21 protein-coding genes are annotated in these 23,781 nt (G+C 54.4%); 17 read left to right on the plus strand and 4 right to left on the minus strand.

The window, feature by feature from the left end; all coding sequences use genetic code 11:
* Positions 1 to 4: 4 nt before the first annotated feature.
* From rbsA to kup, 3 genes are all read right to left on the minus strand, one after another.
* Positions 5 to 1,510, minus strand: coding sequence for a ribose ABC transporter ATP-binding protein RbsA (gene rbsA / locus DBR02_RS10370; RefSeq protein ID WP_107534287.1), 1,506 nt, complete (start codon positions 1,508 to 1,510; stop codon positions 5 to 7).
* A 7-nt stretch (positions 1,511 to 1,517) separates the two neighbouring features.
* On the minus strand, positions 1,518 to 1,937 hold the full coding sequence (gene rbsD, locus DBR02_RS10375; RefSeq protein ID WP_107534289.1) for a D-ribose pyranase: 420 nt from the start codon (positions 1,935 to 1,937) through the stop codon (positions 1,518 to 1,520).
* A gap of 196 nt (positions 1,938 to 2,133) precedes the next feature.
* Positions 2,134 to 4,002, minus strand: coding sequence for a low affinity potassium transporter Kup (gene kup, locus DBR02_RS10380; RefSeq protein ID WP_006808744.1), 1,869 nt, complete (start codon positions 4,000 to 4,002; stop codon positions 2,134 to 2,136).
* A 222-nt stretch (positions 4,003 to 4,224) separates the two neighbouring features.
* Between kup and ravA the strand changes: the two genes are divergently transcribed.
* Both ravA and viaA read left to right on the plus strand, forming a co-directional pair.
* Positions 4,225 to 5,721 (plus strand): ATPase RavA, encoded by a 1,497-nt coding sequence (gene ravA, locus DBR02_RS10385; RefSeq protein WP_107534291.1) that lies wholly within the window; start codon positions 4,225 to 4,227, stop codon positions 5,719 to 5,721.
* A complete protein-coding gene (gene viaA, locus DBR02_RS10390) occupies positions 5,715 to 7,166 on the plus strand; it encodes an ATPase RavA stimulator ViaA (protein WP_107534293.1) in 1,452 nt (483 codons plus the stop codon). The genes ravA and viaA overlap by 7 nt, the downstream gene beginning before the upstream one ends.
* Here the strand turns inward: viaA and asnA are convergent, their stop codons facing one another.
* Positions 7,167 to 8,159, minus strand: coding sequence for an aspartate--ammonia ligase (asnA, locus tag DBR02_RS10395; RefSeq protein ID WP_107534295.1), 993 nt, complete (start codon positions 8,157 to 8,159; stop codon positions 7,167 to 7,169). It abuts the gene before it with no gap.
* 151 nt (positions 8,160 to 8,310) lie between these two features.
* On the opposite strand from asnA, the gene asnC reads away from it, so the two are divergent.
* The 15 genes from asnC (at position 8,311) to glmS (ending at position 23,490) form a co-directional block, all read left to right on the plus strand.
* A complete protein-coding gene (gene asnC, locus DBR02_RS10400; RefSeq protein WP_003862383.1) occupies positions 8,311 to 8,769 on the plus strand; it encodes a transcriptional regulator AsnC in 459 nt (152 codons plus the stop codon).
* Between the two features lie 90 nt (positions 8,770 to 8,859).
* Positions 8,860 to 9,309 (plus strand): FMN-binding protein MioC, encoded by a 450-nt coding sequence (gene mioC / locus DBR02_RS10405; protein ID WP_063452035.1) that lies wholly within the window; start codon positions 8,860 to 8,862, stop codon positions 9,307 to 9,309.
* 374 nt (positions 9,310 to 9,683) lie between these two features.
* Positions 9,684 to 11,573 (plus strand): tRNA uridine-5-carboxymethylaminomethyl(34) synthesis enzyme MnmG, encoded by a 1,890-nt coding sequence (gene mnmG / locus DBR02_RS10410; protein ID WP_107534297.1) that lies wholly within the window; start codon positions 9,684 to 9,686, stop codon positions 11,571 to 11,573.
* A gap of 106 nt (positions 11,574 to 11,679) precedes the next feature.
* Positions 11,680 to 12,303 carry a 16S rRNA (guanine(527)-N(7))-methyltransferase RsmG gene (rsmG, locus tag DBR02_RS10415; RefSeq protein ID WP_063452037.1) on the plus strand — a complete coding sequence of 208 codons (624 nt, stop codon included), beginning with the start codon at positions 11,680 to 11,682 and terminating at the stop codon, positions 12,301 to 12,303.
* Between the two features lie 616 nt (positions 12,304 to 12,919).
* Entirely contained in the window at positions 12,920 to 13,300 is a 381-nt protein-coding gene (atpI, locus tag DBR02_RS10420) for a F0F1 ATP synthase subunit I (RefSeq protein WP_003862375.1), read from the plus strand.
* 8 nt (positions 13,301 to 13,308) lie between these two features.
* The gene (gene atpB / locus DBR02_RS10425; protein WP_028014916.1) at positions 13,309 to 14,124 is read left to right on the plus strand and encodes a F0F1 ATP synthase subunit A; all 816 of its coding nucleotides are present in this window, start codon (positions 13,309 to 13,311) and stop codon (positions 14,122 to 14,124) included.
* A 49-nt stretch (positions 14,125 to 14,173) separates the two neighbouring features.
* On the plus strand, positions 14,174 to 14,413 hold the full coding sequence (gene atpE, locus DBR02_RS10430; protein WP_000429386.1) for a F0F1 ATP synthase subunit C: 240 nt from the start codon (positions 14,174 to 14,176) through the stop codon (positions 14,411 to 14,413).
* 48 nt (positions 14,414 to 14,461) lie between these two features.
* On the plus strand, positions 14,462 to 14,932 hold the full coding sequence (atpF, locus tag DBR02_RS10435; RefSeq protein WP_003862370.1) for a F0F1 ATP synthase subunit B: 471 nt from the start codon (positions 14,462 to 14,464) through the stop codon (positions 14,930 to 14,932).
* Between the two features lie 14 nt (positions 14,933 to 14,946).
* On the plus strand, positions 14,947 to 15,480 hold the full coding sequence (gene atpH, locus DBR02_RS10440; RefSeq protein ID WP_003862369.1) for a F0F1 ATP synthase subunit delta: 534 nt from the start codon (positions 14,947 to 14,949) through the stop codon (positions 15,478 to 15,480).
* Positions 15,481 to 15,492: 12 nt separating this feature from the next.
* Positions 15,493 to 17,034: a F0F1 ATP synthase subunit alpha gene (gene atpA, locus DBR02_RS10445; RefSeq protein ID WP_063452038.1), complete on the plus strand. Its 1,542-nt coding sequence runs from the start codon at positions 15,493 to 15,495 to the stop codon at positions 17,032 to 17,034.
* Positions 17,035 to 17,085: 51 nt separating this feature from the next.
* On the plus strand, positions 17,086 to 17,949 hold the full coding sequence (atpG, locus tag DBR02_RS10450; protein WP_063452039.1) for a F0F1 ATP synthase subunit gamma: 864 nt from the start codon (positions 17,086 to 17,088) through the stop codon (positions 17,947 to 17,949).
* A gap of 31 nt (positions 17,950 to 17,980) precedes the next feature.
* On the plus strand, positions 17,981 to 19,363 hold the full coding sequence (atpD, locus tag DBR02_RS10455) for a F0F1 ATP synthase subunit beta (protein WP_015570150.1): 1,383 nt from the start codon (positions 17,981 to 17,983) through the stop codon (positions 19,361 to 19,363).
* 20 nt (positions 19,364 to 19,383) lie between these two features.
* Complete coding sequence (locus tag DBR02_RS10460; protein WP_003862360.1) at positions 19,384 to 19,803, plus strand: F0F1 ATP synthase subunit epsilon; 420 nt, start codon at positions 19,384 to 19,386, stop codon at positions 19,801 to 19,803.
* A gap of 138 nt (positions 19,804 to 19,941) precedes the next feature.
* Positions 19,942 to 21,312, plus strand: a complete 1,371-nt coding sequence (gene glmU, locus DBR02_RS10465; RefSeq protein WP_063868585.1) for a bifunctional UDP-N-acetylglucosamine diphosphorylase/glucosamine-1-phosphate N-acetyltransferase GlmU — start codon at positions 19,942 to 19,944, stop codon at positions 21,310 to 21,312.
* Positions 21,313 to 21,660: 348 nt separating this feature from the next.
* Entirely contained in the window at positions 21,661 to 23,490 is a 1,830-nt protein-coding gene (gene glmS, locus DBR02_RS10475) for a glutamine--fructose-6-phosphate transaminase (isomerizing) (RefSeq protein WP_063452041.1), read from the plus strand.
* The last annotated feature ends 291 nt before the right edge of the window (positions 23,491 to 23,781 follow it).

The following is a 23,781-nucleotide window of genomic DNA, read 5'->3' on the forward strand; positions in this document are numbered from 1 at the left end:
CTTCTTACTCCTGATTCACGCGATTAAGCTTGCCCACAGCGGCAGCCATCAGAACTTCCTGGGTGGCCTGCTCGCGAGTGAATTCACCGCCGAGATGCCCTTCATGCATGACGATAATGCGATCGCTCATGCCTAATACTTCTGGCATCTCGGAAGAGACCAGAATGATGCTCAGACCGTCGGCCTTGAACTGGTTAATCAGCTGATAGATCTCTTTTTTCGCGCCCACGTCCACGCCGCGGGTTGGCTCGTCGAGGATCAGCACTTTCGGGCGCGTCATCAGACCGCGGGCAATCGCCACTTTCTGCTGATTCCCGCCGGACAGCAGGCCAATCGCCTGCTCCATCGACGGCGTTTTAACGTTGAAGAGACGGATAAAATCGCTGACCGCCTGCTGTTCGTCTTTGTGCTTCAGGCTGCCGCCGCTGCGGCTGAAATAGCGCAGCGCGGTAAGCGACATGTTCTCTTTCACCGACATGCCCAGCACTAAGCCGTCGCGCTTGCGGTCTTCGGAGATATAGACGATGCCGTTCGCCAGCCCGTCCTGCGGCGAGCGGGTGACCACTTCATGACCGTCAAGGGTAACGTAACCGCTGGTGCGCGGCAGTGCGCCATACAGCACTTTCATCAGTTCGGTACGGCCCGCGCCCATCAGACCCGCGACGCCCAGGATCTCGCCCTGGCGCAGGGTAAAGGTCACATCGTTAACGCCCGGACCGCAGAGGTTATCTACCTTCAGGCGGATCTCGCCCGGCGCTTTGTCCAGATGCGGATATTGGTCCTCGAGCTTACGTCCCACCATCATTTCGATCAGCGTATCTTCGGTCAGCGTCGCCACTTCGCGCTCGGCGATAAACTGCCCGTCGCGGAAGACGGTCACGTCGTCGCAAATTTCGAAGATCTCTTTCATGCGGTGAGAGATATAGACAATGCCGCGCCCCTGGGCTTTCAGCTCGCGGATCACGCGGAACAGGGATTCGGTTTCGGTATCGGTCAGGGCGTCGGTCGGTTCATCCATAATGATGACCTTCGACTCAAAGCTCAGCACCTTCGCGATTTCCACCATCTGCTGATCGCCGATGGAGAGGTCGCCCACCAGGCGGTCGCTCTTGAAGCGCAGGTTCAGCTTCGCCAGCAGTTTGTCCGCTTCGGCATACATGGTTTTCCAGTCGATTTTGCCAAACCGGTTCACGAACTCGCGGCCCAGGAAGATGTTCTCCGCAATGGTCAACTGCGGGATCAGGTTTAACTCCTGGTGAATAATGCCGATGCCCGCTTCCTGAGAGGATTTCGGGCCGCTGAAGGTGGTCTCTTTACCCAGCCATAAGAGCGAACCGGCATCGCGTTGGTAGATACCGGTCAGCACTTTCATCATGGTGGATTTGCCGGCGCCGTTTTCGCCCACCAGCGCCATTACGCGCCCGGAATAGACGTTCAGCGCCGCGCCGGAGAGGGCTTTAACGCCCGGGAACGACTTATCGATCCCTTTGAGTTGGAGTAATGCGTCCATGATGGCCTCAGAAGGTGACGCCAGCACAGAGAATGATATTCGCATAAGGGGAACACTCCCCGCTGCGAATCACCGCCTGACTGTCTGCGGTTTGTTGTTTGAACTGCTCGTGCGTTGTGTAACGAATTTCTATGGTGTTTCCCTGGCGTTGTTGCAGCTGCTCAATGTGGCTGAGCAACGTTTCGTGGAGTTGCGGATTATGTTGTTTGATTTCCGCGGCGAGAATGGCCGTCTCAACCTGCATTTCCGCGGTCACCACCTCCAGTACCTGCATGAACGAGGGCACGCCCTGCATTAACGCCATATCGATACGGGTTGTGCTGCGCGGAACCGGTAAGCCTGCATCGCAAACCACCAGCGTATCGGTATGCCCAAGACGGGAAATAACCGACGAGATTTCTGAGTTGAGTACCGTGCCTTTCTTCATTTTTTGCTCCACTAGCGAAACGTTTCGCTAAAAACAGTGTAGCCGCAAAAATGTTCAGAAAACCATCATGACGTAACGGATTTGTGATCAACGTCGAAACGTTTCGCTAAGTGAAATATTGAGGTGATTTTGGCGGGTATGTTGAGGATCTGGTAGGCCGGGTAAGCGCAGCGCCACCCGGCATTTTTAGAAGGACTTAAATCTCGACCTGCGTCCCCAGCTCAATCACGCGATTAGGCGGGATCTCAAACTGGTCAGGCGCACGCAGGGCGTTACGTTGCAGGATGAGATACAACTTACCGCGCAGACGCAGATACCATGGGCGCTTGCCGATGATCAGCGACTCGTGGGACATAAAGAACGACGTCTCCATCATGCGGCAGCTCAGCCCTTCCAGACCGCAGCGGTGGAATACTTCTTCTACGTTCGGCGTTTCGCGCCAGCCGTAGCTCGCCACCACGCGCCAGAAGGTCGGCGACAGCTGCTCAATCTGTACGCGGCGCACGTTGTGAACGTACGGCGCATCTTCGGTGCGCAGCGTCAGCAGGATCACGCGCTCGTGCAGCACTTTGTTGTGCTTAAGATTATGCATCAGCGCAAACGGGATCACGTTCAGCGCACGAGACATATACACCGCCGTGCCAGGCACGCGCACCGGCGGGGATTTCTCCAGCGAGGCGATCATCGCCTCCAGAGAATTACCGTGCTCATGCATACGACGCAGCAGGCGGAAACGTTCGCTCTTCCACGTCGTCATCACGATGAACATCACCAGACCCAGCGTCAGCGGCAGCCAGCCACCGGAGACAATCTTGTCGAGGTTCGCAGAGAACAGCGGCACGTCGATGCAGAGGAAGCCAACCAGGATCAGCCCCACGAGGAACTTATTCCAGTGCCAGTTACGGTACGCCACGGTGGTGGAGAGAATAGAGGTCAACACCATCGTTCCGGTCACCGCGATACCGTACGCCGCCGCCAGGTTACTGGAGTGTTCGAAGCTGACGATAACAATCACAACCGCGAAATAGAGCAGCCAGTTGACGAACGGAATGTAGATCTGGCCTGACTCCATCTCAGAGGTATGAATAATGCGCATTGGCGAGAGATACCCCAGACGCACGGCCTGACGCGTCAGGGAGAAGACGCCGGAAATAACGGCCTGAGAAGCAATGACCGTCGCCAGCGTCGCCAGGATCAGCATTGGAACCAGCGCCCAGTCCGGCGCCAGCAGGAAGAACGGGTTTTTAATCGCTTCAGGATGGGCAAGCAGCAGCGCGCCCTGGCCGAAGTAATTCAGCACCAGTGAAGGCAGGACAACGCTAAACCAGGCGACGCGAATAGGGAGTTTCCCGAAGTGGCCCATATCCGCATACAGCGCTTCAACACCGGTAATGGAAAGCACCACCGCGCCCAGCGCTACGAACGACACCACTTTATATTCAAGGAAGAAATGAACTGCCCACATCGGGTTCAGCGCGTGCAGGACGTCGGGGTTGGCAATAATGCTGCGCAAGCCCAGCGCCGCCAGGATCAGGAACCAGGCCAGCATGATAGGCGCAAACAGCTTACCCACCAGCCCGGTACCGTGTTTTTGTATGGCAAACAGCAATGTCAGCACGATAATAGCGAGTGGCACGACCCACGTATCAAGCTGCGGCGCGACAATCTCCAGCCCCTCTATGGCCGACATCACCGAAATCGCCGGCGTAATCACCACTTCCCCATAGAAGAAGCTGCCGCCAATCAGGCCGATAATGACAAGCACGGAGGTCATTCTTGCAGAGGTATTGCGCCCGGCAAGGGACATCAGGGTCAGTATACCGCCCTCGCCCGCGTTATCAGCCCGCATAACGAAGGAGAGATACTTCAGGGAGACCACCAGGATCAGCAGCCAGAAGATGAGCGAGAGAAAACCAAATACGGCGTCACGCTCTACACCAAAACCAAACTGACCGGACAGACATTCGCGAAGCGTATAAAGCGGGCTGGTGCCGATATCACCGTAGACAACCCCGATCGCCGCAAGCGTTACTGCGGGTAATGATTGCTTATTATCAGTGCTCATAGACTAGTCTTTTCGTTTGAATAACAAATGTGTGCTTAGTCCCTTGGCCCACAAAAAGCGCACAGTATGCACGATTCAATGCAAAATCGTACCCCTAAATGCAGCCGCATTAATGTAGCGCAAAGAAAATAGCGCCGCACTTCAGCCTATTACCAGGCCAGACCGAAACGTCTATACTCGCTTCAATTAGCCGCCACCACGGTGAAAGGATGCAAAACTATTATGGCTCACTCACATTTATTAGCAGAAAGAATTTCCCGCCTCAGCAGCGCGCTGGAGAAAGGCCTTTACGAGCGTAGCCACGCCATTCGCCTCTGTTTACTGGCGGCGTTGAGCGGGGAAAGCGTGTTTCTGCTGGGCCCGCCGGGCATTGCCAAAAGTCTGATCGCACGCCGCCTCAAGTTCGCTTTCCAGAATGCTCGCGCGTTTGAGTATTTGATGACGCGCTTCTCCACGCCGGAAGAAGTTTTCGGCCCGCTCTCCATTCAGGCGTTAAAAGACGAGGGACGCTACGAGCGTCTGACGGCGGGCTATCTCCCGGAAGCGGAAATCGTCTTTCTTGATGAGATCTGGAAAGCCGGCCCGGCCATTCTGAACACCCTGCTGACGGCAATCAACGAACGCCGCTTCCGCAACGGCGCGAGCGAAGAGAAGATTCCCATGCGCCTGCTGGTGGCCGCGTCTAACGAATTGCCCGAAGCCGACAGCAGCCTTGAAGCGCTGTACGACCGCATGCTGATCCGCCTGTGGCTGGATAAGGTCCAGGATAAATCGAACTTTCGTTCAATGCTGGTGAGCCAGCAGGACGAAAACGAAAACCCGGTGGCAGCATCGTTACAGGTCACGGACGAGGAATATCACCAGTGGCAGGAGGATATCGGCAAGATAAAACTGCCTGATACCGTATTTGAGCTGATCTTCATGCTGCGCCAGCAGCTTGATTTACTGCCCTCCGCGCCGTACGTCTCCGACCGTCGCTGGAAAAAAGCCATTCGCCTGCTCCAGGCAAGCGCCCTGTTCAGCGGCCGCGATGCTGTTGCCCCTGTCGATCTGATCCTGCTGAAAGACTGTCTGTGGCACGACGCAGAAGGGATGAATCTGATGCAGCAGCAGCTGGACGTTTTGATGACCGGACACGCGTGGGGCCAGCAGTCGATGCTCAATCAGCTGGGAGCGATTGCCCAACGTCGCCTTCAGCTCCAGCAGCAGCAAAGTGACAAAACCGCGCTGAAGGTGAACCGTCTCGGCGGGATGTTTGCCCGTAAGCCACACTACGAACTGCCCGCCGGGCTGACTGACGCCTCGCTCACGCTCCTCCTCCAGCAGCCGCTTAAGCTTCATGATATGCAGGTGGTGCACGTGACGATCGAACGCGTTGCGCTGGTTCAGTGGCTGGATAAGGGCGGTGAGATCCGCGGTAAACTCAACGGTATCGGCTTTGCACAGCCGCTGTCGCTGGAAGTCGATAGCAGCCAGCATCTGGTGATCCGCGACGTCAGCCTTCAGGGATCGCGCCTGGCGCTGCCGGGAACGGCCTCGGACAGCCTTCCGGAAGAGATCAAACAGCAGCTCGACGCGCTGGATAACGAATGGCATCAGCAGCACACGCGCTTTAGCGAGCAGCAGAAATGCCTCTTTATTCATAGCGACTGGTTAGGCCGCATTGAAGCCAGCTTGCAGGATGTCAGCGCGCAGATCAAACAGGCGCGTCAATGCTAACGCTGGATACGCTCAACGTCATGCTGGCGGTTAGCGAGGACGGTTTAATCGAAGAGGTCGTCATTACCCTGCTCGCTTCACCGCAGCTGGCGGCCTTTTTTGAAAAATTCCCGAAGCTCAGAAAGGCAATGACGGACGATCTTCCCCGCTGGCGCGATAGCCTGCGACAGCGGTTTAAGGAGACGGAAGTCCCGCCGGAACTGACAGAGGAAGTGGCTGGTTACCAGCAGTGCCAGCGGCTTTCAACGCCGCAGTTTATTGCCCAGCTTCCGCAAACCCTGACATTGCTTGATAACGTTCATTCCCCGTTTGCCAGCCAGGCCAGAGCGCTGGTCACGGACAACCCGAGCTTTACTCCCGCCCTGCACACCCTGTTTTTACAGCGCTGGCGGCTCAGCCTTGTCGTTCAGGCCACCTCGCTCAACCAGCAATTGCTGGACGAAGAGCGCGAACAGCTGTTGAGCGAGGTTCAGGAGCGGATGACGTTAAGCGGCCAGCTAGAACAGGTGCTGGTGGAGAATGAAAACGCTGCCGGACGCCTCTGGGATATGAGTGCCGGACAGCTAAAGCGCGGCGACTATCAGCTGATCGTCAGGTACGGCGACTTTCTGGCGCAACAGCCGGAGCTGATGAAGCTCGCGGAACAGCTTGGGCGCTCCCGGGAGGCAAAATCGGTCCCAAAGAACGATGCGCCGATGGAAACCTTCCGCACCCTGGTGCGTGAACCCTCCACCGTGCCGGAGCAGGTTGACGGGCTACAGCAAAGCGATGACATCCTGCGCCTGCTGCCCACGGAACTCAGCACGCTGGGAATGACCGAGCTGGAGTATGAGTTTTATCGTCGGCTGGTGGAAAAACAGCTGCTCACCTATCGGCTGCACGGCGAAGCCTGGCGTGAGAAGATCAGTCAGCGTCCGGTGGTGCATCAGGACTTTGATGAGCAACCGCGCGGCCCGTTCATTGTTTGCGTCGATACGTCCGGCTCAATGGGGGGGTTTAATGAACAGTGCGCAAAAGCGTTCTGCCTGGCCCTGATGCGCGTGGCGCTCGCCGATCGTCGTCGCTGCTACATCATGTTATTTTCCAGCGAAGTGGTCGGATATGAACTGACTGGCTCACAGGGGCTGGAGCAGGCGATCCGCTTTTTAAGCCAACGCTTTCGCGGCGGCACCGATCTGGCCAGCTGTTTTCGCAGCATCATTGAGCGTATGCAGGGCGGCGACTGGTACGACGCGGATGCAGTGGTGATTTCCGATTTTATTGCCCAGCGGCTGCCGGACGACGTGGTGAGTAAAGTGAAGGAGATGCAGCGCGTACACCAGCACCGTTTTCATGCCGTGGCGATGTCCGCACATGGAAAACCCGGCATCATGCGCATCTTCGATCACATCTGGCGCTTTGATACCGGGTTGCGTAGCCGCCTGCTCAGACGCTGGCGACGTTAATTAAAGAAGAGAACCGACGCTTTCACGTACCTGCTGCGGCCAGACCCCACACTGCACCTGACCAATGTGGGACAGTTGCAGCAGCAGCATGGTCAGACGAGACTGGCCAATACCGCCGCCGATGGTCTGCGGCATTTCACCGCGCAGCAGCGCCTGGTGCCACTCCAGTTGCAGACGATCTTCATCACCGGTCACGGCCAGCTGACGCTTCAGTGCTTCAGCATCCACGCGGATCCCCATAGAAGAGAGTTCAAACGCATCTTCCAGAACCGGGTTCCAGACCAGAATATCGCCGTTCAGTCCGGCATATTCGCTTTCGCCCACGGTGCTCCAGTCATCGTAATCCGGCGCACGGACGTCGTGACGTTTACCGTCAGACAGTTTTCCGCCGATGCCGATCAGGAATACCGCGCCCAGCGCTTTGGCGATCGCGCGTTCACGGCCTTTGGCATCCAGATCCGGATAACGGCTCAGCAATTCCTGACTGTGAACAAAGTGGATCGTTTCCGGCAGGAACGGTGCCAGACCAAACTCTTTGCTCACGGCTGCTTCGGTTGCTTTGATCCCCGCGTAGATCGCCTCTACGGTGGATTTCAGCGTACCGACATGACGCTCGCCGTCACCCATTACGCGCTCCCAGTCCCACTGGTCAACGTAGACAGAGTGAATTGGGGAGAGACGGTCTTCATCGGGGCGAAGGGCTTTCATGTGCGTGTAAAGCCCTTCGCCCGCGCTGAAGTCGTGTTGTCCCAGGGTTTGACGCTTCCACTTCGCCAGGGAATGCACCACTTCGAACTGGGCGTCTGGCAGTGTTTTCACTTTTACCTGTACCGCTTTTTCGCAACCAGACAGGTTATCCTGCGTCCCGTCACCCACGCGGCTCAGAATCGGCGCCTGAACTTCAATAAGGCCAAGCTTCTCTTCCAGCTGGCGGGAAAAATGGGATTTTACGAAACTGATCTGGCGTTGTTTTGCGATGTAAGCGGTTTTCATTATTTATACTCCTGCGTCCTGTTGGTATTGATTAAGCAACAAAAATGGCACCTTATTCAATAACCCATCAACAAAAAGCCACCTTCACTTTTGATTCGATAAAATTAGCCGCTAGAATAGAGGGATTCATCAATCTTCATAAGAAAAAGCTATGGAAAATTATCAGATCGACAATCTGGACCGCGGCATCCTGGAGGCGCTGATGGCCAATGCGCGCACCGCGTATGCCGAACTGGCGAAACAGTTTGGCGTTAGCCCGGGGACAATTCACGTCCGCGTAGAGAAAATGAAGCAGGCGGGGATCATCACCGGCGCACGCATTGACGTCAGTCCGAAGCAGCTCGGCTACGACGTCTGCTGCTTCATTGGCATCATTCTTAAAAGTGCAAAAGATTACCCCTCCGCGCTGGAGAAGCTGAACGCGCTGGATGAAGTCACCGAGGCGTACTACACCACCGGGCACTACAGCATCTTTATTAAGGTAATGTGCCGATCCATCGATGCCCTCCAGCAGGTACTTATCAACAAGATCCAAACAATCGATGAAATTCAGTCCACCGAAACCCTGATCTCCCTGCAAAACCCGATCATGCGTACCATCCGCCCGTGATCGGGCAATTTCATTCCCACATTTTCCACAGGTAGATCCCAGCTCGTTCACAGCGTACAATGGCCGCCTCTTTATCTGAGCGAGCGATCAATGGCGGACATTACTCTTATCAGCGGCAGCACCCTGGGCGGTGCGGAATACGTAGCGGAACATCTGGCTGAGAAGCTGGAAGACGCGGGCTTTTCAACAGAAACCCTGCACGGCCCGCTGCTGGAAGATCTCCCGACTGATGGGGTCTGGCTGCTGATCACCTCCACGCACGGCGCGGGCGATCTGCCGGATAACCTGCAACCTTTATATGACGAACTGCTGGAACAGCAGCCCAGTCTGTCAAACGTCCGGTTTGGTGCGATCGGGATCGGCAGCCGTGAATATGACACCTTCTGCGGTGCAATAGAGAAAGTAGAAGCCGCTGTAACCGCCTGCGGAGCAAAACAGCTGGGTGAAACCCTGAAGATCAACATCCTCGATCATGATATTCCGGAAGATCCAGCCGAGATCTGGCTCGCAGAATGGAAAAATTTACTCAAAAACGATTAAAGATCGTGCGATCAGATGTGGATAACTCTGGTTAAAAGCTCGTATTAACCCGTAGTTATCCAAAGAACAACGTTGGTTTAGTTTTTGACCTGTGGATAAAGCGGCGATCTGATCCCAGCTTATACTGTCCAGGATCACCGATCATTCACAGCAAACGATCCTTCCTAACTGCATGATCTTATTTATGGGATCGGACTTATCCACAAAGGTCTGCGATCCTAATAAGAGATCACAATAGAACAGATCTCTAAATAAAAAGATCTTCTTTTTAATAGCCCAGGATCCCAATGCTTTCTCGAAAGACTAAAGTTGAGTAGAATCCACGGCCCGGGCTTCAATCCATTTTCATACCGCTTTACGCGAGGCAGACCACCATGTTTTATCAGGATCCTTTTGACGTCATCATCATTGGCGGGGGTCATGCAGGCACTGAGGCCGCAATGGCCGCAGCGCGAATGGGTCAGCAGACCCTGCTTTTGACACACAATATCGACACGCTGGGACAAATGTCCTGTAATCCGGCGATTGGCGGCATTGGGAAAGGACACCTGGTAAAAGAAGTGGATGCACTTGGCGGCCTGATGGCGAAAGCGATCGATCATGCGGGTATTCAGTTTAGGATACTAAACGCGAGTAAAGGCCCAGCTGTCCGCGCCACTCGTGCGCAGGCAGACCGCGTGCTTTACCGTCAGGCTGTCCGCACCGCGCTGGAGAATCAGCCGAACCTGATGATCTTCCAGCAGGCGGTAGAAGATCTTATCGTGGAGAACGATCGTGTTGTCGGCGCTGTGACCCAGATGGGCCTCAAGTTCCGCGCAAAAGCGGTTGTGCTGACGGTCGGGACATTCCTGGACGGCAAAATCCATATCGGTCTGGACAACTACAGCGGTGGCCGCGCTGGCGATCCGCCGTCCATTCCGCTGTCTCGTCGTCTGCGTGAGCTGCCGCTGCGCGTAAGCCGCCTGAAAACCGGTACACCCCCGCGCATTGATGCGCGCACCATTGACTTCAGCGTGCTGGCACAGCAGCACGGCGATAACCCAATGCCGGTTTTCTCGTTCATGGGCAATGCGGCACAACATCCGCAGCAGGTGCCGTGCTACATCACGCACACCAATGAGAAAACGCACGACGTGATCCGCAATAACCTCGATCGCAGCCCAATGTACGCGGGCGTGATCGAAGGGATCGGCCCGCGCTACTGCCCGTCGATCGAAGACAAGGTGATGCGCTTTGCCGATCGTAACCAGCACCAGATCTTCCTGGAGCCGGAAGGACTGACCTCTAACGAAATTTACCCGAACGGCATCTCCACCAGCCTGCCGTTCGACGTGCAGATGCAAATTGTTCGCTCAATGCAGGGCATGGAGAACGCGAGAATCGTTCGTCCTGGCTACGCCATTGAGTACGATTTCTTCGATCCGCGTGACCTGAAGCCAACCCTGGAGAGCAAATTCATCCACGGTCTGTTCTTCGCGGGCCAGATTAACGGCACCACCGGGTATGAAGAAGCCGCTGCGCAAGGTCTGCTGGCCGGTCTGAACGCCGCCCGCTTCTCCGCCGAGAAAGAGGGCTGGGCGCCGGCGCGCTCTCAGGCGTACCTGGGCGTGCTGGTCGACGACCTCTGCACGCTGGGGACCAAAGAACCGTACCGCATGTTTACCTCCCGCGCGGAATATCGCCTGATGCTGCGCGAAGACAACGCCGATCTGCGTCTGACCGAAATGGGTCGAGAGCTGGGTCTGGTGGATGACGAACGTTGGGCGCGCTTCAACGAGAAGCTGGAACGCATTGAACAGGAACGTCAGCGCCTGAAAACCACCTGGGTAAACCCGCAGGCGGAAACCGCTGCCGAAGTGAACGCTCACTTAACAGCGCCGCTTTCGCGCGAAGCCAGCGGCGAAGATCTGCTGCGCCGCCCTGAAGTCACCTACGAGAATCTGGTCAAACTGACCGCGTTCGCACCGGGCCTTGAAGACGCTGAAGCGGCTGAGCAGGTCGAGATTCAGGTGAAATACGAAGGCTACATTGCGCGTCAGCAGGATGAGATCGAAAAACAGCAGCGTAATGAAAATACGCTGCTGCCGGAAATGCTGGACTATCGTCAGGTGACGGGCCTTTCCAACGAAGTGATCGCTAAGCTGAACGATCATAAACCGGTGTCGATTGGCCAGGCCTCACGGATCTCCGGCGTCACGCCTGCCGCGATTTCAATTCTGCTGGTGTGGCTGAAAAAGCAGGGTATGCTGCGCCGCAGCGCGTAACGTTTGAACATTGCCCGGTGGCGCTGCGCTTACCGGGCCTACAGAACCCCGTAGGGCGGGTAAGCGAAGCGCCACCCGCCAGTAAGTATCTCAACAGGTATCCACCGTGCTCAATAAACTCTCTCGTCTGCTGGATGAAGCAGGTATTTCGCTCACCGATCACCAGAAAAACCAGCTGGTGGCCTATGTCGATATGCTGAACAAATGGAACAAAGCGTACAACCTGACCTCGGTGCGCGATCCCAACGAGATGCTGGTTCGCCATATTCTCGATAGCATCGTGGTGGCGCCGTACCTGAAAGGTGAACGTTTTATCGACGTTGGCACCGGTCCGGGGCTGCCGGGGATCCCGTTGTCTATTGTCCGCCCGGAGAGCCATTTCACGCTGTTGGACAGCCTGGGCAAGCGCGTGCGCTTTTTACGCCAGGTACAGCATGAGCTGAAGCTGGAAAACATCACTCCGGTGCAGAGCAGGGTAGAGGCGTTCCCGGCAGAGCCGCCGTTTGACGGCGTTATCAGCCGTGCCTTTGCATCGCTCAACGACATGGTGAGCTGGTGTAAACACCTGCCGGCGGAAAATGGCCGCTTTTATGCCCTGAAAGGGCTGGTGCCTGAAGATGAGATTCAACAGCTGCCAGCGGATTTTGCTGTTGAATCAATCGAGAAGTTACAGGTTCCTCATCTCGACGGTGAACGGCATTTGGTGATTCTTAAGCCAAACAAATTTTAAAATTTAAATAAAAAATGGGGAATTTGTGCTGTTCTTATTGTGTTAAAAAACAGCACACCCATGAGGATAATTCTGAAGTCATTTTAACCTTGTGTTCACCATGGTTTTTCTTGCGGTTAACCTGAGCTGATTCATTCACCTTAATGATAATCAACTATGAAAATATCAGTCTGCTAAAAGTGGGCTGTAGCAACCAGAATGCAATGTTAAATATTTATTAAAAATGTCAATAAAAGGTTTTTGTTGTATATAGGGCTGTTTTAGAAATAGTTGCGATTTTTTGGCTTTAAATTCATGAAGATGAAATAAAACGTTTTACGTGTTTGATAATTACCGCTTTATCGCAAATGTGCATTTTGTGATCTCGTGCACGCTTTATCGCCAACGTTTTCGCGCTGTTTGCAGTTTCGCCTGAAGGTCGACGCATTGGTCAAAAGTTGAAAAATAGCGCTGGGGAAAAATATTTAAACATTTATTCACCTTTTCGCTACTTAATGTTTGAAATCACGGGTACGCACCGTATAATTTGACCGCTTTTTGATGCTTGACTCTGAGCCTTAAAGGACGTTTTATACGACACGCGGCATACCTCGAAGGGAGCAGGAGTAAAAACGTGATGTCTGTGTCGCTCTTGAGTAGAAACGTTGCTCGTAAGCTTCTGTTCATTCAGTTTCTGGCGGTAATAGCAAGTGGACTGCTGTTTAGCCTCAAAGACCCCTTCTGGGGCATCTCCGCCGCGTGCGGAGGTTTGGCGGTTGTGCTGCCAAACGTGTTGTTTATGATTTTTGCCTGGCGTCATCAGGCGCATACACCCGCCAAAGGCCGCGTGGCCTGGTCCTTCGCTCTCGGCGAAGTGTGTAAGGTGTTGCTGACCTTTGCTCTACTGGTGATGGCGCTGGCGGTTTTGAAAGTGGTATTCATGCCGCTGATAGCAACGTGGGTTTTGGTGCTGGTGGTACAAGTTCTGGCTCCAGCTGTAATCAATAACAAAGGGTAAAAGGCATCATGGCTTCAGAAAATATGACGCCGCAGGATTACATAGGTCACCATCTGAATAACCTTCAGCTGGACCTGCGTACATTCTCGCTGGTGGATCCACATAACCCCCCGGCCACCTTCTGGACGATCAACATCGACTCCATGTTCTTCTCGGTGGTTTTGGGTCTTCTGTTCCTGGCCATGTTCCGCAGCGTTGCTAAAAAAGCGACCAGCGGTGTTCCAGGGAAATTCCAGACGTTCGTTGAGATGATCATCGGCTTCGTCCATGGCAGCGTGAAAGACATGTACCATGGTAAGAGCAAGCTGATTGCTCCGCTGGCCCTGACCGTGTTCGTTTGGGTCTTCCTGATGAACCTGATGGACCTGCTGCCAATTGACCTGCTGCCGTTCATCGGCGAGCACATCTTCGGCCTGCCTGCGCTGCGTGTTGTACCGTCTGCGGACGTGAACATCACCCTGTCGATGGCGCTGGGCGTGTTTATCCTGATTCTTTTCTACAGCATCAAAATGAAAGGCGTAAGCGGCTTTGTGAAAGAGCTTACCTTGCAGCCGTTCAACCACTGGGCGTTTATTCCGGTCAACCTGATCCTGGAAGGCGTTAGCCTGCTGTCCAAACCTGTTTCACTGGGTCTGCGACTGTTCGGCAACATGTATGCGGGTGAGCTGATTTTCATTCTGATCGCGGGTCTTCTGCCGTGGTGGTCACAGTGGGTTCTGAATGTGCCATGGGCCATTTTCCATATCCTGATCATTACGCTGCAAGCCTTTATCTTCATGGTTCTGACGATCGTCTATCTGTCGATGGCGTCTGAAGAGCACTGATTTTTTACCAACACTACTACGTTTTAATTGAAACAAACTGGAGACTGTCATGGAAAACCTGAATATGGATCTGCTGTACATGGCTGCCGCTGTGATGATGGGTCTGGCGGCTATCGGTGCTGCGATCGGTATCGGCATCCTCGGGGGCAAATTCCTGGAAGGCGCTGCGCGTCAACCTGATCTGATTCCTCTGCTGCGTACTCAGTTCTTTATCGTTATGGGTCTGGTGGATGCAATCCCAATGATCGCTGTAGGTCTGGGTCTGTACGTGATGTTTGCTGTCGCGTAGTAGTTGTTTTAAAACCCCAAGCCACAGAAATTTAAGAGGTATTGTGCTGTGAACATGAACGCAACAATCCTCGGCCAGGCCATCGCGTTTATTCTCTTTGTCTGGTTCTGCATGAAGTATGTATGGCCGCCTTTAATGGCTGCCATCGAAAAACGTCAGAAAGAAATTGCTGACGGTCTGGCTTCCGCAGAACGCGCTAAGAAAGATTTGGACCTTGCACAGGCCAACGCGACAGACCAGCTGAAAAAAGCGAAAGCTGAAGCTCAGGTAATCATTGAACAGGCTAACAAACGCCGTTCTCAGATCCTGGACGAAGCCAAAGCTGAAGCAGAACAGGAACGTACTAAGATCGTGACACAGGCTCAGGCTGAAATTGAAGCTGAGCGTAAACGTGCTCGTGAAGAACTGCGTAAGCAGGTTGCGATTCTGGCTGTTGCTGGCGCCGAGAAGATCATCGAACGTTCCGTGGATGAAGCTGCTAACAGCGACATCGTGGACAAACTTGTCGCTGAACTGTAAGGAGGGAGGGGCTGATGTCTGAATTTGTTACGGTAGCTCGCCCCTACGCCAAAGCAGCTTTTGACTTTGCTGTCGAACACCAAAATGTCGATCGCTGGCAGAATATGCTGGCGTTTGCCGCTGAGGTGACGAAAAACGAACAAATGGCCGAGTTGCTTTCCGGTGCGTTAGCGCCTGAAACCCTCGCCGCGTCGTTTATCGCCGTGTGCGGAGAGCAACTGGATGCCAACGGCCAGAACCTGATTAAGGTCATGGCAGAAAATGGTCGTCTCCGTGTGCTCCCGGATGTTCTCGAGCAGTTTGAGCACTTACGTGCCCTCAGTGAAGCTACCGCTGAAGTTGAAGTAACTTCCGCAACTGAACTGAGTGACGAACAGCTTGCGAAAATCACCGCCGCGATGGAAAAACGTCTGTCACGCAAAGTTAAGCTGAATTGCAAAATCGATAAGTCTGTAATGGCAGGCGTAATCATCCGCTCGGGTGATATGGTCATTGATGGCAGCGTACGCGGCCGTCTTGAGCGCCTTGCAGACGTCTTGCAGTCTTAAGGGGACTGGAGCATGCAACTGAATTCCACCGAAATCAGCGAACTGATCAAGCAGCGCATTGCTCAGTTCAGTGTTGTGAGTGAAGCTCACAACGAAGGTACTATTGTTTCTGTAAGTGACGGTGTTATCCGCATCCACGGCCTGGCCGATTGTATGCAGGGTGAGATGATTTCCCTGCCGGGTAACCGTTACGCTATCGCACTGAACCTGGAGCGCGACTCCGTAGGTGCCGTTGTGATGGGTCCATACGCTGACCTCGCCGAAGGCATGAAGGTTAAGTGTACTGGCCGTATTCTGGAAGTGCCGGTTGGCCGTGGCCTGCTGGGTCGCGTTGTTAACACCCTGGGTGCGCCAATCGACGGTAAAGGTCCGGTTGATAACGATGGCTTCTCGCCAATCGAAGTTATCGCACCGGGCGTTATCGACCGTCAGTCCGTTGATCAGCCTGTGCAGACGGGTTATAAGTCCGTTGATGCCATGATCCCAATCGGTCGTGGTCAGCGTGAACTGATCATCGGTGACCGTCAGACCGGTAAAACCGCGATGGCAATCGACGCCATCATCAACCAGCGTGACTCCGGCATCAAATGTGTGTACGTGGCTATCGGCCAGAAAGCGTCCACCATTTCCAACGTGGTTCGTAAACTGGAAGAACACGGCGCACTGTCTAACACCATCGTTGTGGTCGCAACCGCGTCTGAATCTGCTGCACTGCAATACCTGGCGCCATACGCCGGTTGCGCAATGGGCGAATACTTCCGTGACCGCGGTGAAGATGCGCTGATCGTATACGATGACCTGTCTAAACAGGCTGTTGCGTATCGTCAGGTTTCCCTGCTGCTCCGTCGTCCACCAGGACGTGAAGCATTCCCGGGCGACGTATTCTACCTCCACTCTCGTCTGCTGGAGCGTGCTTCCCGCGTTAACGCGGAATACGTCGAGAACTTCACCAAAGGTGAAGTGAAGGGTAAAACAGGTTCTCTGACCGCGCTGCCGATCATTGAAACCCAGGCGGGTGACGTTTCTGCGTTCGTTCCGACCAACGTAATCTCCATTACCGATGGTCAGATCTTCCTGGAAACCAACCTGTTTAACTCCGGTATTCGTCCGGCAGTTAACCCGGGTATCTCCGTATCCCGTGTGGGTGGTGCTGCTCAGACCAAGATCATCAAGAAACTGTCCGGTGGTATCCGTACCGCGCTGGCACAGTATCGTGAACTGGCTGCGTTCTCTCAGTTCGCATCCGATCTGGACGAAGCAACCCGTAAACAGCTGAGCCACGGTCAGAAAGTGACCGAGCTGCTGAAGCAGAAACAGTACGCGCCAATGTCTGTTGCTCAGCAGGGCCTGGTACTGTTCGCGGCTGAACGCGGTTACCTCGAAGATGTGGAACTGGCGAAAATCGGTAGCTTCGAAGCCGCTCTGCTGGCTTACGCTGACCGTGATCACGCTCCGCTGATGCAAGAGATCAACCAGACCGGTGGCTATAACGACGAAATCGAAGGCAAGCTGAAAGCTATCCTCGATTCCTTCAAAGCAACCCAATCCTGGTAATCGTCCGGCGGCTTGTCTCAGGACAAGCCGTCTGGCATTGAGGAGAAGCTCATGGCCGGCGCAAAAGAGATACGTAGTAAGATCGCAAGCGTCCAGAACACGCAAAAGATCACTAAAGCGATGGAGATGGTCGCCGCTTCCAAAATGCGTAAATCGCAGGATCGCATGGCGGCCAGCCGTCCTTATGCAGAGACCATGCGCAAAGTGATTGGTCACCTTGCAAACGGTAATCTGGAATATAAGCACCCTTACCTGGAAGAACGCGACGTTAAGCGCGTGGGCTACCTGGTGGTGTCGACTGACCGTGGTCTGTGTGGCGGCTTGAACATTAACCTGTTCAAAAAACTGCTGGCGGATATGAAAGTCTGGTCCGATAAAGGCGTTCAGTGCGATCTGGCACTGATTGGCTCTAAAGGCGTCTCTTTCTTTAACTCCGTTGGCGGCAACATTGTCGCTCAGGTGACCGGTATGGGTGATAACCCGTCCCTGTCCGAACTGATCGGCCCGGTTAAAGTGATGTTGCAGGCCTACGATGAAGGCCGTCTGGACAGACTGTACGTTGTCAGCAACAAATTTATTAACACCATGTCTCAGGTGCCTACGCTCACTCAGATGCTGCCGTTACCGGCATCAGAAGATGACGAGCTGAAACAGAAAGCCTGGGATTACCTGTATGAACCCGATCCGAAACCGCTGCTGGATACCCTGCTGCGTCGTTACGTTGAATCTCAGGTTTATCAGGGCGTTGTAGAAAACCTGGCCAGCGAGCAGGCCGCACGAATGGTGGCGATGAAAGCCGCGACCGATAATGGCGGCAGCCTGATTAAAGAGCTGCAGTTGGTTTACAACAAAGCTCGTCAGGCCAGCATTACTCAGGAACTCACCGAGATCGTCTCGGGGGCCGCCGCGGTTTAACCAGGTTTACGAATTACGTAGAGGATTCAAGATGGCTACTGGAAAGATTGTCCAGGTAATCGGCGCCGTGGTGGACGTCGAGTTCCCTCAGGACGCCGTACCACGCGTGTACGACGCGCTTGAGGTACAGAATGGTAACGAGAGCCTGGTGCTGGAAGTTCAGCAGCAGCTCGGCGGCGGTATCGTGCGTACCATCGCCATGGGTTCTTCCGACGGTCTGCGTCGTGGTCTGGAAGTTAAAGACCTTGAGCACCCGATCGAAGTCCCGGTAGGTAAAGCAACGCTGGGTCGTATCATGAACGTATTGGGTCAGCCAATCGACATGAAAGGCGACATCGGTGAAGAAGAGCGTTGGGCTATCCACCGCGCGGCACCTTCCTACGAAGAGCTGTCCAGCTCTCAGGAACTGCTGGAAACCGGCATCAAAGTTATCGACCTGATGTGTCCGTTCGCGAAGGGCGGTAAAGTTGGTCTGTTCGGCGGTGCGGGTGTAGGTAAAACCGTAAACATGATGGAGCTGATCCGTAACATCGCGATCGAGCACTCCGGTTACTCCGTGTTTGCGGGCGTAGGTGAACGTACTCGTGAGGGTAACGACTTCTACCACGAAATGACCGACTCCAACGTTCTGGATAAAGTATCCCTGGTTTACGGCCAGATGAACGAGCCACCAGGAAACCGTCTGCGCGTTGCGCTGACTGGCCTGACAATGGCTGAGAAATTCCGTGACGAAGGCCGTGACGTTCTGCTGTTTGTTGATAACATCTATCGTTACACCCTGGCCGGTACCGAAGTATCTGCACTGCTGGGTCGTATGCCTTCAGCGGTAGGTTATCAGCCTACGCTGGCGGAAGAGATGGGTGTTCTTCAGGAACGTATCACCTCGACCAAAACCGGTTCTATCACCTCCGTTCAGGCGGTATACGTACCTGCGGATGACTTGACTGACCCATCTCCAGCCACCACCTTTGCGCACTTAGACGCAACCGTGGTACTGAGCCGTCAGATCGCGTCTCTGGGTATCTACCCGGCCGTTGACCCGCTGGACTCCACCAGCCGTCAGCTGGATCCACTGGTTGTTGGCCAGGAACACTACGACACCGCGCGTGGCGTACAGTCCCTGCTGCAACGTTACCAGGAACTGAAAGACATCATCGCCATCCTGGGTATGGATGAACTGTCTGAAGAAGACAAACTGGTGGTAGCTCGTGCGCGTAAGATCCAGCGCTTCCTGTCCCAGCCGTTCTTCGTTGCGGAAGTATTCACCGGTGCGCCGGGTAAATACGTTTCCCTGAAAGACACCATCCGTGGCTTTAAAGGCATCATGGAAGGCGAATACGATCACCTGCCAGAGCAGGCGTTCTACATGGTTGGTTCCATCGAAGAAGCCGTGGAAAAAGCCAAAAAACTTTAACGCCTTAATCGGAGGGTGATATGGCAATGACTTACCACCTGGACGTCGTCAGCGCAGAGCAACAAATGTTCTCTGGTCTGGTCGAGAAAATCCAGGTAACGGGTAGTGAAGGTGAACTGGGTATTTTCCCGGGTCACGCACCGCTGCTCACCGCCATTAAGCCTGGTATGATCCGCATCGTTAAACAGTTCGGTCACGAAGAGTTTATCTATCTGTCCGGCGGCATTCTTGAAGTGCAGCCTGGCAGTGTGACCGTTCTGGCCGATACCGCTATTCGTGGCCAGGATCTCGACGAAGCGCGAGCCCTGGAATCGAAGCGTAAGGCTGAAGAGCACATTAACAGCTCTCATGGTGACGTGGATTACGCTCAGGCGTCTGCGGAGCTGGCCAAAGCGATCGCGAAACTGCGCGTTATCGAGTTGACCAAAAAAGCGATGTAACACCGGCTTGAAAAGCACAAAAGCCAGTCTGGATCCCAGGCTGGCTTTTTTTTTCGGCCTTAATTCATGATGAAAAAGATGTAGAATTTTAAGCATCAAACGTTTTTACTTCTCACACAAACTACCGTCAGGATGCGTATGTTAAACAGTGCGATGAGCGTGGTGATCCTTGCCGCAGGCAAAGGTACCCGCATGTATTCCGATCTGCCTAAAGTGCTCCACACGCTGGCAGGAAAGCCAATGGTGCAGCATGTTATTGATGCAGCTAATGAATTAGGCGCCCGCCAGGTGCATCTGGTTTATGGACACGGCGGCGATCTGCTGAAAAAAACGCTGCGTGACGACAATCTCAACTGGGTGCTACAGGCAGAACAGCTGGGTACCGGTCATGCAATGCAGCAGGCTGCACCTTTCTTCTCTGATGATGAAGACATCCTGATGCTCTACGGCGACGTCCCGCTGATCTCCGTTGAAACCCTCACTCGTCTGCGTGAGGCCAAACCGCAGGGCGGCATTGGGCTGTTAACCGTCGTGCTGGACGATCCGAGTGGCTATGGCCGCATTACCCGTGAAAACGGCAACGTGACGGGGATTGTTGAGCATAAAGATGCCAGCGAAGCGCAGCGTCAGATTCAGGAGATCAACACCGGTATCCTGATTGCGAACGGTGCTGATATGAAGCGCTGGCTGTCTAAGCTGAATAACAACAACGCACAGGGTGAATATTACATCACCGATATTATTGCGATGGCGTATCAGGAAGGGCGTGAGATTGCCGCCGTTCACCCGGCACGCATCAGCGAAACGGACGGGGTAAACAACCGTCTTCAGCTTTCCCGCCTGGAGCGCATTTACCAGTCCGAGCAGGCAGAGAAGCTGCTGCTCGCAGGCGTCATGCTGCGCGATCCGGCGCGTTTCGATCTGCGCGGTACGCTGTCCCACGGGCGCGACGTTGAAATTGATACTAACGTTATCCTGGAAGGTAACGTCACGCTGGGTAACCGCGTCAAAATCGGCGCTGGCTGCGTGATTAAAAACAGCGTTATCGGCGACGACTGCGAAATCAGCCCGTACAGCGTGGTGGAAGACGCGCGTCTTGATGCGGCATGTACCATCGGCCCATTTGCGCGTCTACGCCCGGGCGCTGAGCTGCTGGAAGGCGCACATGTTGGTAACTTCGTTGAAATGAAAAAAGCCCGTCTGGGTAAAGGCTCCAAAGCGGGTCATTTAACCTATCTGGGCGATGCAGAAATTGGCGACAACGTGAATATTGGTGCAGGTACCATCACCTGTAACTATGACGGTGCCAATAAGTTTAAAACCATCATCGGTGATGATGTGTTTGTGGGTTCTGACACGCAGCTGGTGGCGCCCGTCACCGTGGGTAACGGTGTGACCATTGCCGCCGGAACGACCGTCACGCGCGACGTAGCGGATAACGAGCTGGTGTTAAGCCGCGTGCCGCAGGTCAGCAAGCAGGGCTGGAAACGCCCGGTGAAGAAAAAGTAACCCTAAGGCGGGTGGCGCTGCGCTTACCCGCCCTACGATTGAGTAGGCCTGATAAGGCGTAGCCGTCATCAGGCAAACCCGGGAGAGGAGATAAAGATATATCTCCCCCCACAAGCAGTACCCATAAAAATAACCCCACTCTCTACAAGGCTCGGGGTGCCCGGAAAGGGCGTTACCCAAAGGATTTCGCGTTGTGGCAAGGCGGCAAGCGTATGAGTCCATGGGAGCTTACTTAAGTAAGTGACCGTGGCGAGTACGAGAAGCCAACGCAGCCGCAGCGTGAAAGACGCAGGGGAAATACAGGTCAGCGACAACGCAGGCATAATGCCTAAATTCGGAATCTAAATTATGTGTGGAATTGTTGGCGCAGTTGCGCAGCGTGATATTGCTGAAATCCTTCTCGAAGGTTTACGTCGTCTGGAATACCGTGGTTATGACTCTGCCGGTCTGGCTGTCGTTGATGCAGAAGGTCATATGACCCGTCTGCGCCGTCTCGGTAAAGTGCAGATGCTGGCCCAGGCCGCGGAAGAACATCCGCTGCACGGGGGAACCGGTATTGCGCACACCCGCTGGGCGACGCACGGCGAACCGTCTGAAGGTAACGCGCACCCGCATGTGTCTGAACACATCGTGGTGGTGCATAACGGCATTATCGAAAACCACGAACCGCTGCGCGAAGAACTGAAAGCGCGCGGCTATACCTTCGTCTCTGAAACCGACACCGAAGTGATTGCTCACCTCGTACACTGGGAACTGGCACAGGGCGGTACGCTGCGTGAGGCAGTGCTGCGTGCTATTCCTCAGCTGCGCGGCGCCTACGGTACGGTGATCATGGATTCCCGCGATCCGTCCACGCTGCTGGCCGCGCGTTCCGGTAGCCCGATGGTTATCGGTCTGGGCATGGGCGAAAACTTTATCGCTTCCGATCAGCTGGCGCTCCTGCCGGTTACCCGTCGCTTTATCTTCCTGGAAGAGGGCGATATCGCGGAAGTGACGCGCCGCAGCGTGACCGTCTTCGATACCAAAGGCGAGCAGGTGAAGCGTCAGGAGATCGAATCTAACCTGCAATACGACGCGGGCGACAAAGGCGCTTACCGTCACTACATGCAGAAAGAGATCTACGAGCAGCCGAACGCCATTAAAAATACCCTGACCGGTCGCATTAGCCATGGCGAGGTGGATCTGAGCGAGCTGGGGGCGAACGCCAACGAGCTGCTCGGCAAGGTTGAGCATATTCAGATTGTGGCCTGCGGGACCTCATACAACTCCGGTATGGTCTCTCGCTACTGGTTTGAATCCCTGGCGGGCGTGCCGTGCGATGTCGAAATCGCGTCTGAGTTCCGCTATCGTAAATCCGCTGTGCGCCGTAACAGCCTGATGATCACCCTTTCTCAGTCTGGCGAAACGGCGGATACCCTGGCGGCGCTGCGTCTGTCTAAAGAGTTGGGTTACCTGGGCTCTCTGGCCATCTGTAACGTACCGGGCTCCTCGCTGGTGCGTGAATCCGATCTGGCGCTGATGACCAAAGCGGGCACCGAAATCGGCGTGGCCTCCACCAAAGCGTTTACCACGCAGCTGACCGTTCTGCTGATGCTGGTGGCGAAGCTGGCGCGTCTGAAAGGTGAAGATGCTTCCGTTGAGCATGACATCGTTCACGGTCTCCAGGCGCTGCCGAGCCGTATCGAGCAGATGCTGTCTCAGGACAAACGCATTGAGGCGCTGGCTGAAGATTTCTCTGATAAGCACCACGCTCTGTTCCTGGGCCGTGGCGATCAGTACCCTATCGCGCTGGAAGGCGCGCTGAAGCTGAAAGAGATCTCCTACATCCACGCGGAAGCCTACGCGGCAGGCGAGCTGAAGCACGGCCCGCTGGCGCTGATTGACGCGGATATGCCGGTGATCGTTGTTGCACCAAACAACGAACTGCTGGAAAAACTGAAGTCTAACATCGAAGAAGTCCGCGCCCGCGGAGGCGTGCTGTACGTCTTCGCGGATAAAGACGCCGGTTTCGTCAGCAGCGACAACATGCACATCATCGAGATGCCGCATGTGGAAGAGGTGATTGCGCCGATCTTCTACACCGTTCCGCTGCAACTCCTGGCTTATCACGTGGCGCTGATCAAAGGCACCGACGTTGACCAGCCGCGTAACCTGGCGAAGTCCGTTACCGTAGAATAACCCTCCTGTTAATGGCTACACGTTGTGTAGCCATTATTCCCTTACTCTTTTTCAAATAATCTCTCCGTTTGCTATCAATTATCTTATTTTGACGTATTTCGTTACTTTATTGTATGAATAACGTTCGAAATGACGTTTGTGCATAAATGATCTTTATTTTGATCACTAAACGATCAGCTTTTATTAACGGAATCCTAAAAATAGCCCGTTGATAAAAGCTGACTTCTTTTTATGTGTATACTGAAAAGAAATATTGATGGTTTAACTAAAATAATATTGTATTTAACTTTC

This window comes from Enterobacter cloacae complex sp., assembly GCF_900322725.1.
GTDB classification, from domain to species: Bacteria; Pseudomonadota; Gammaproteobacteria; order Enterobacterales; family Enterobacteriaceae; genus Enterobacter; species Enterobacter quasihormaechei.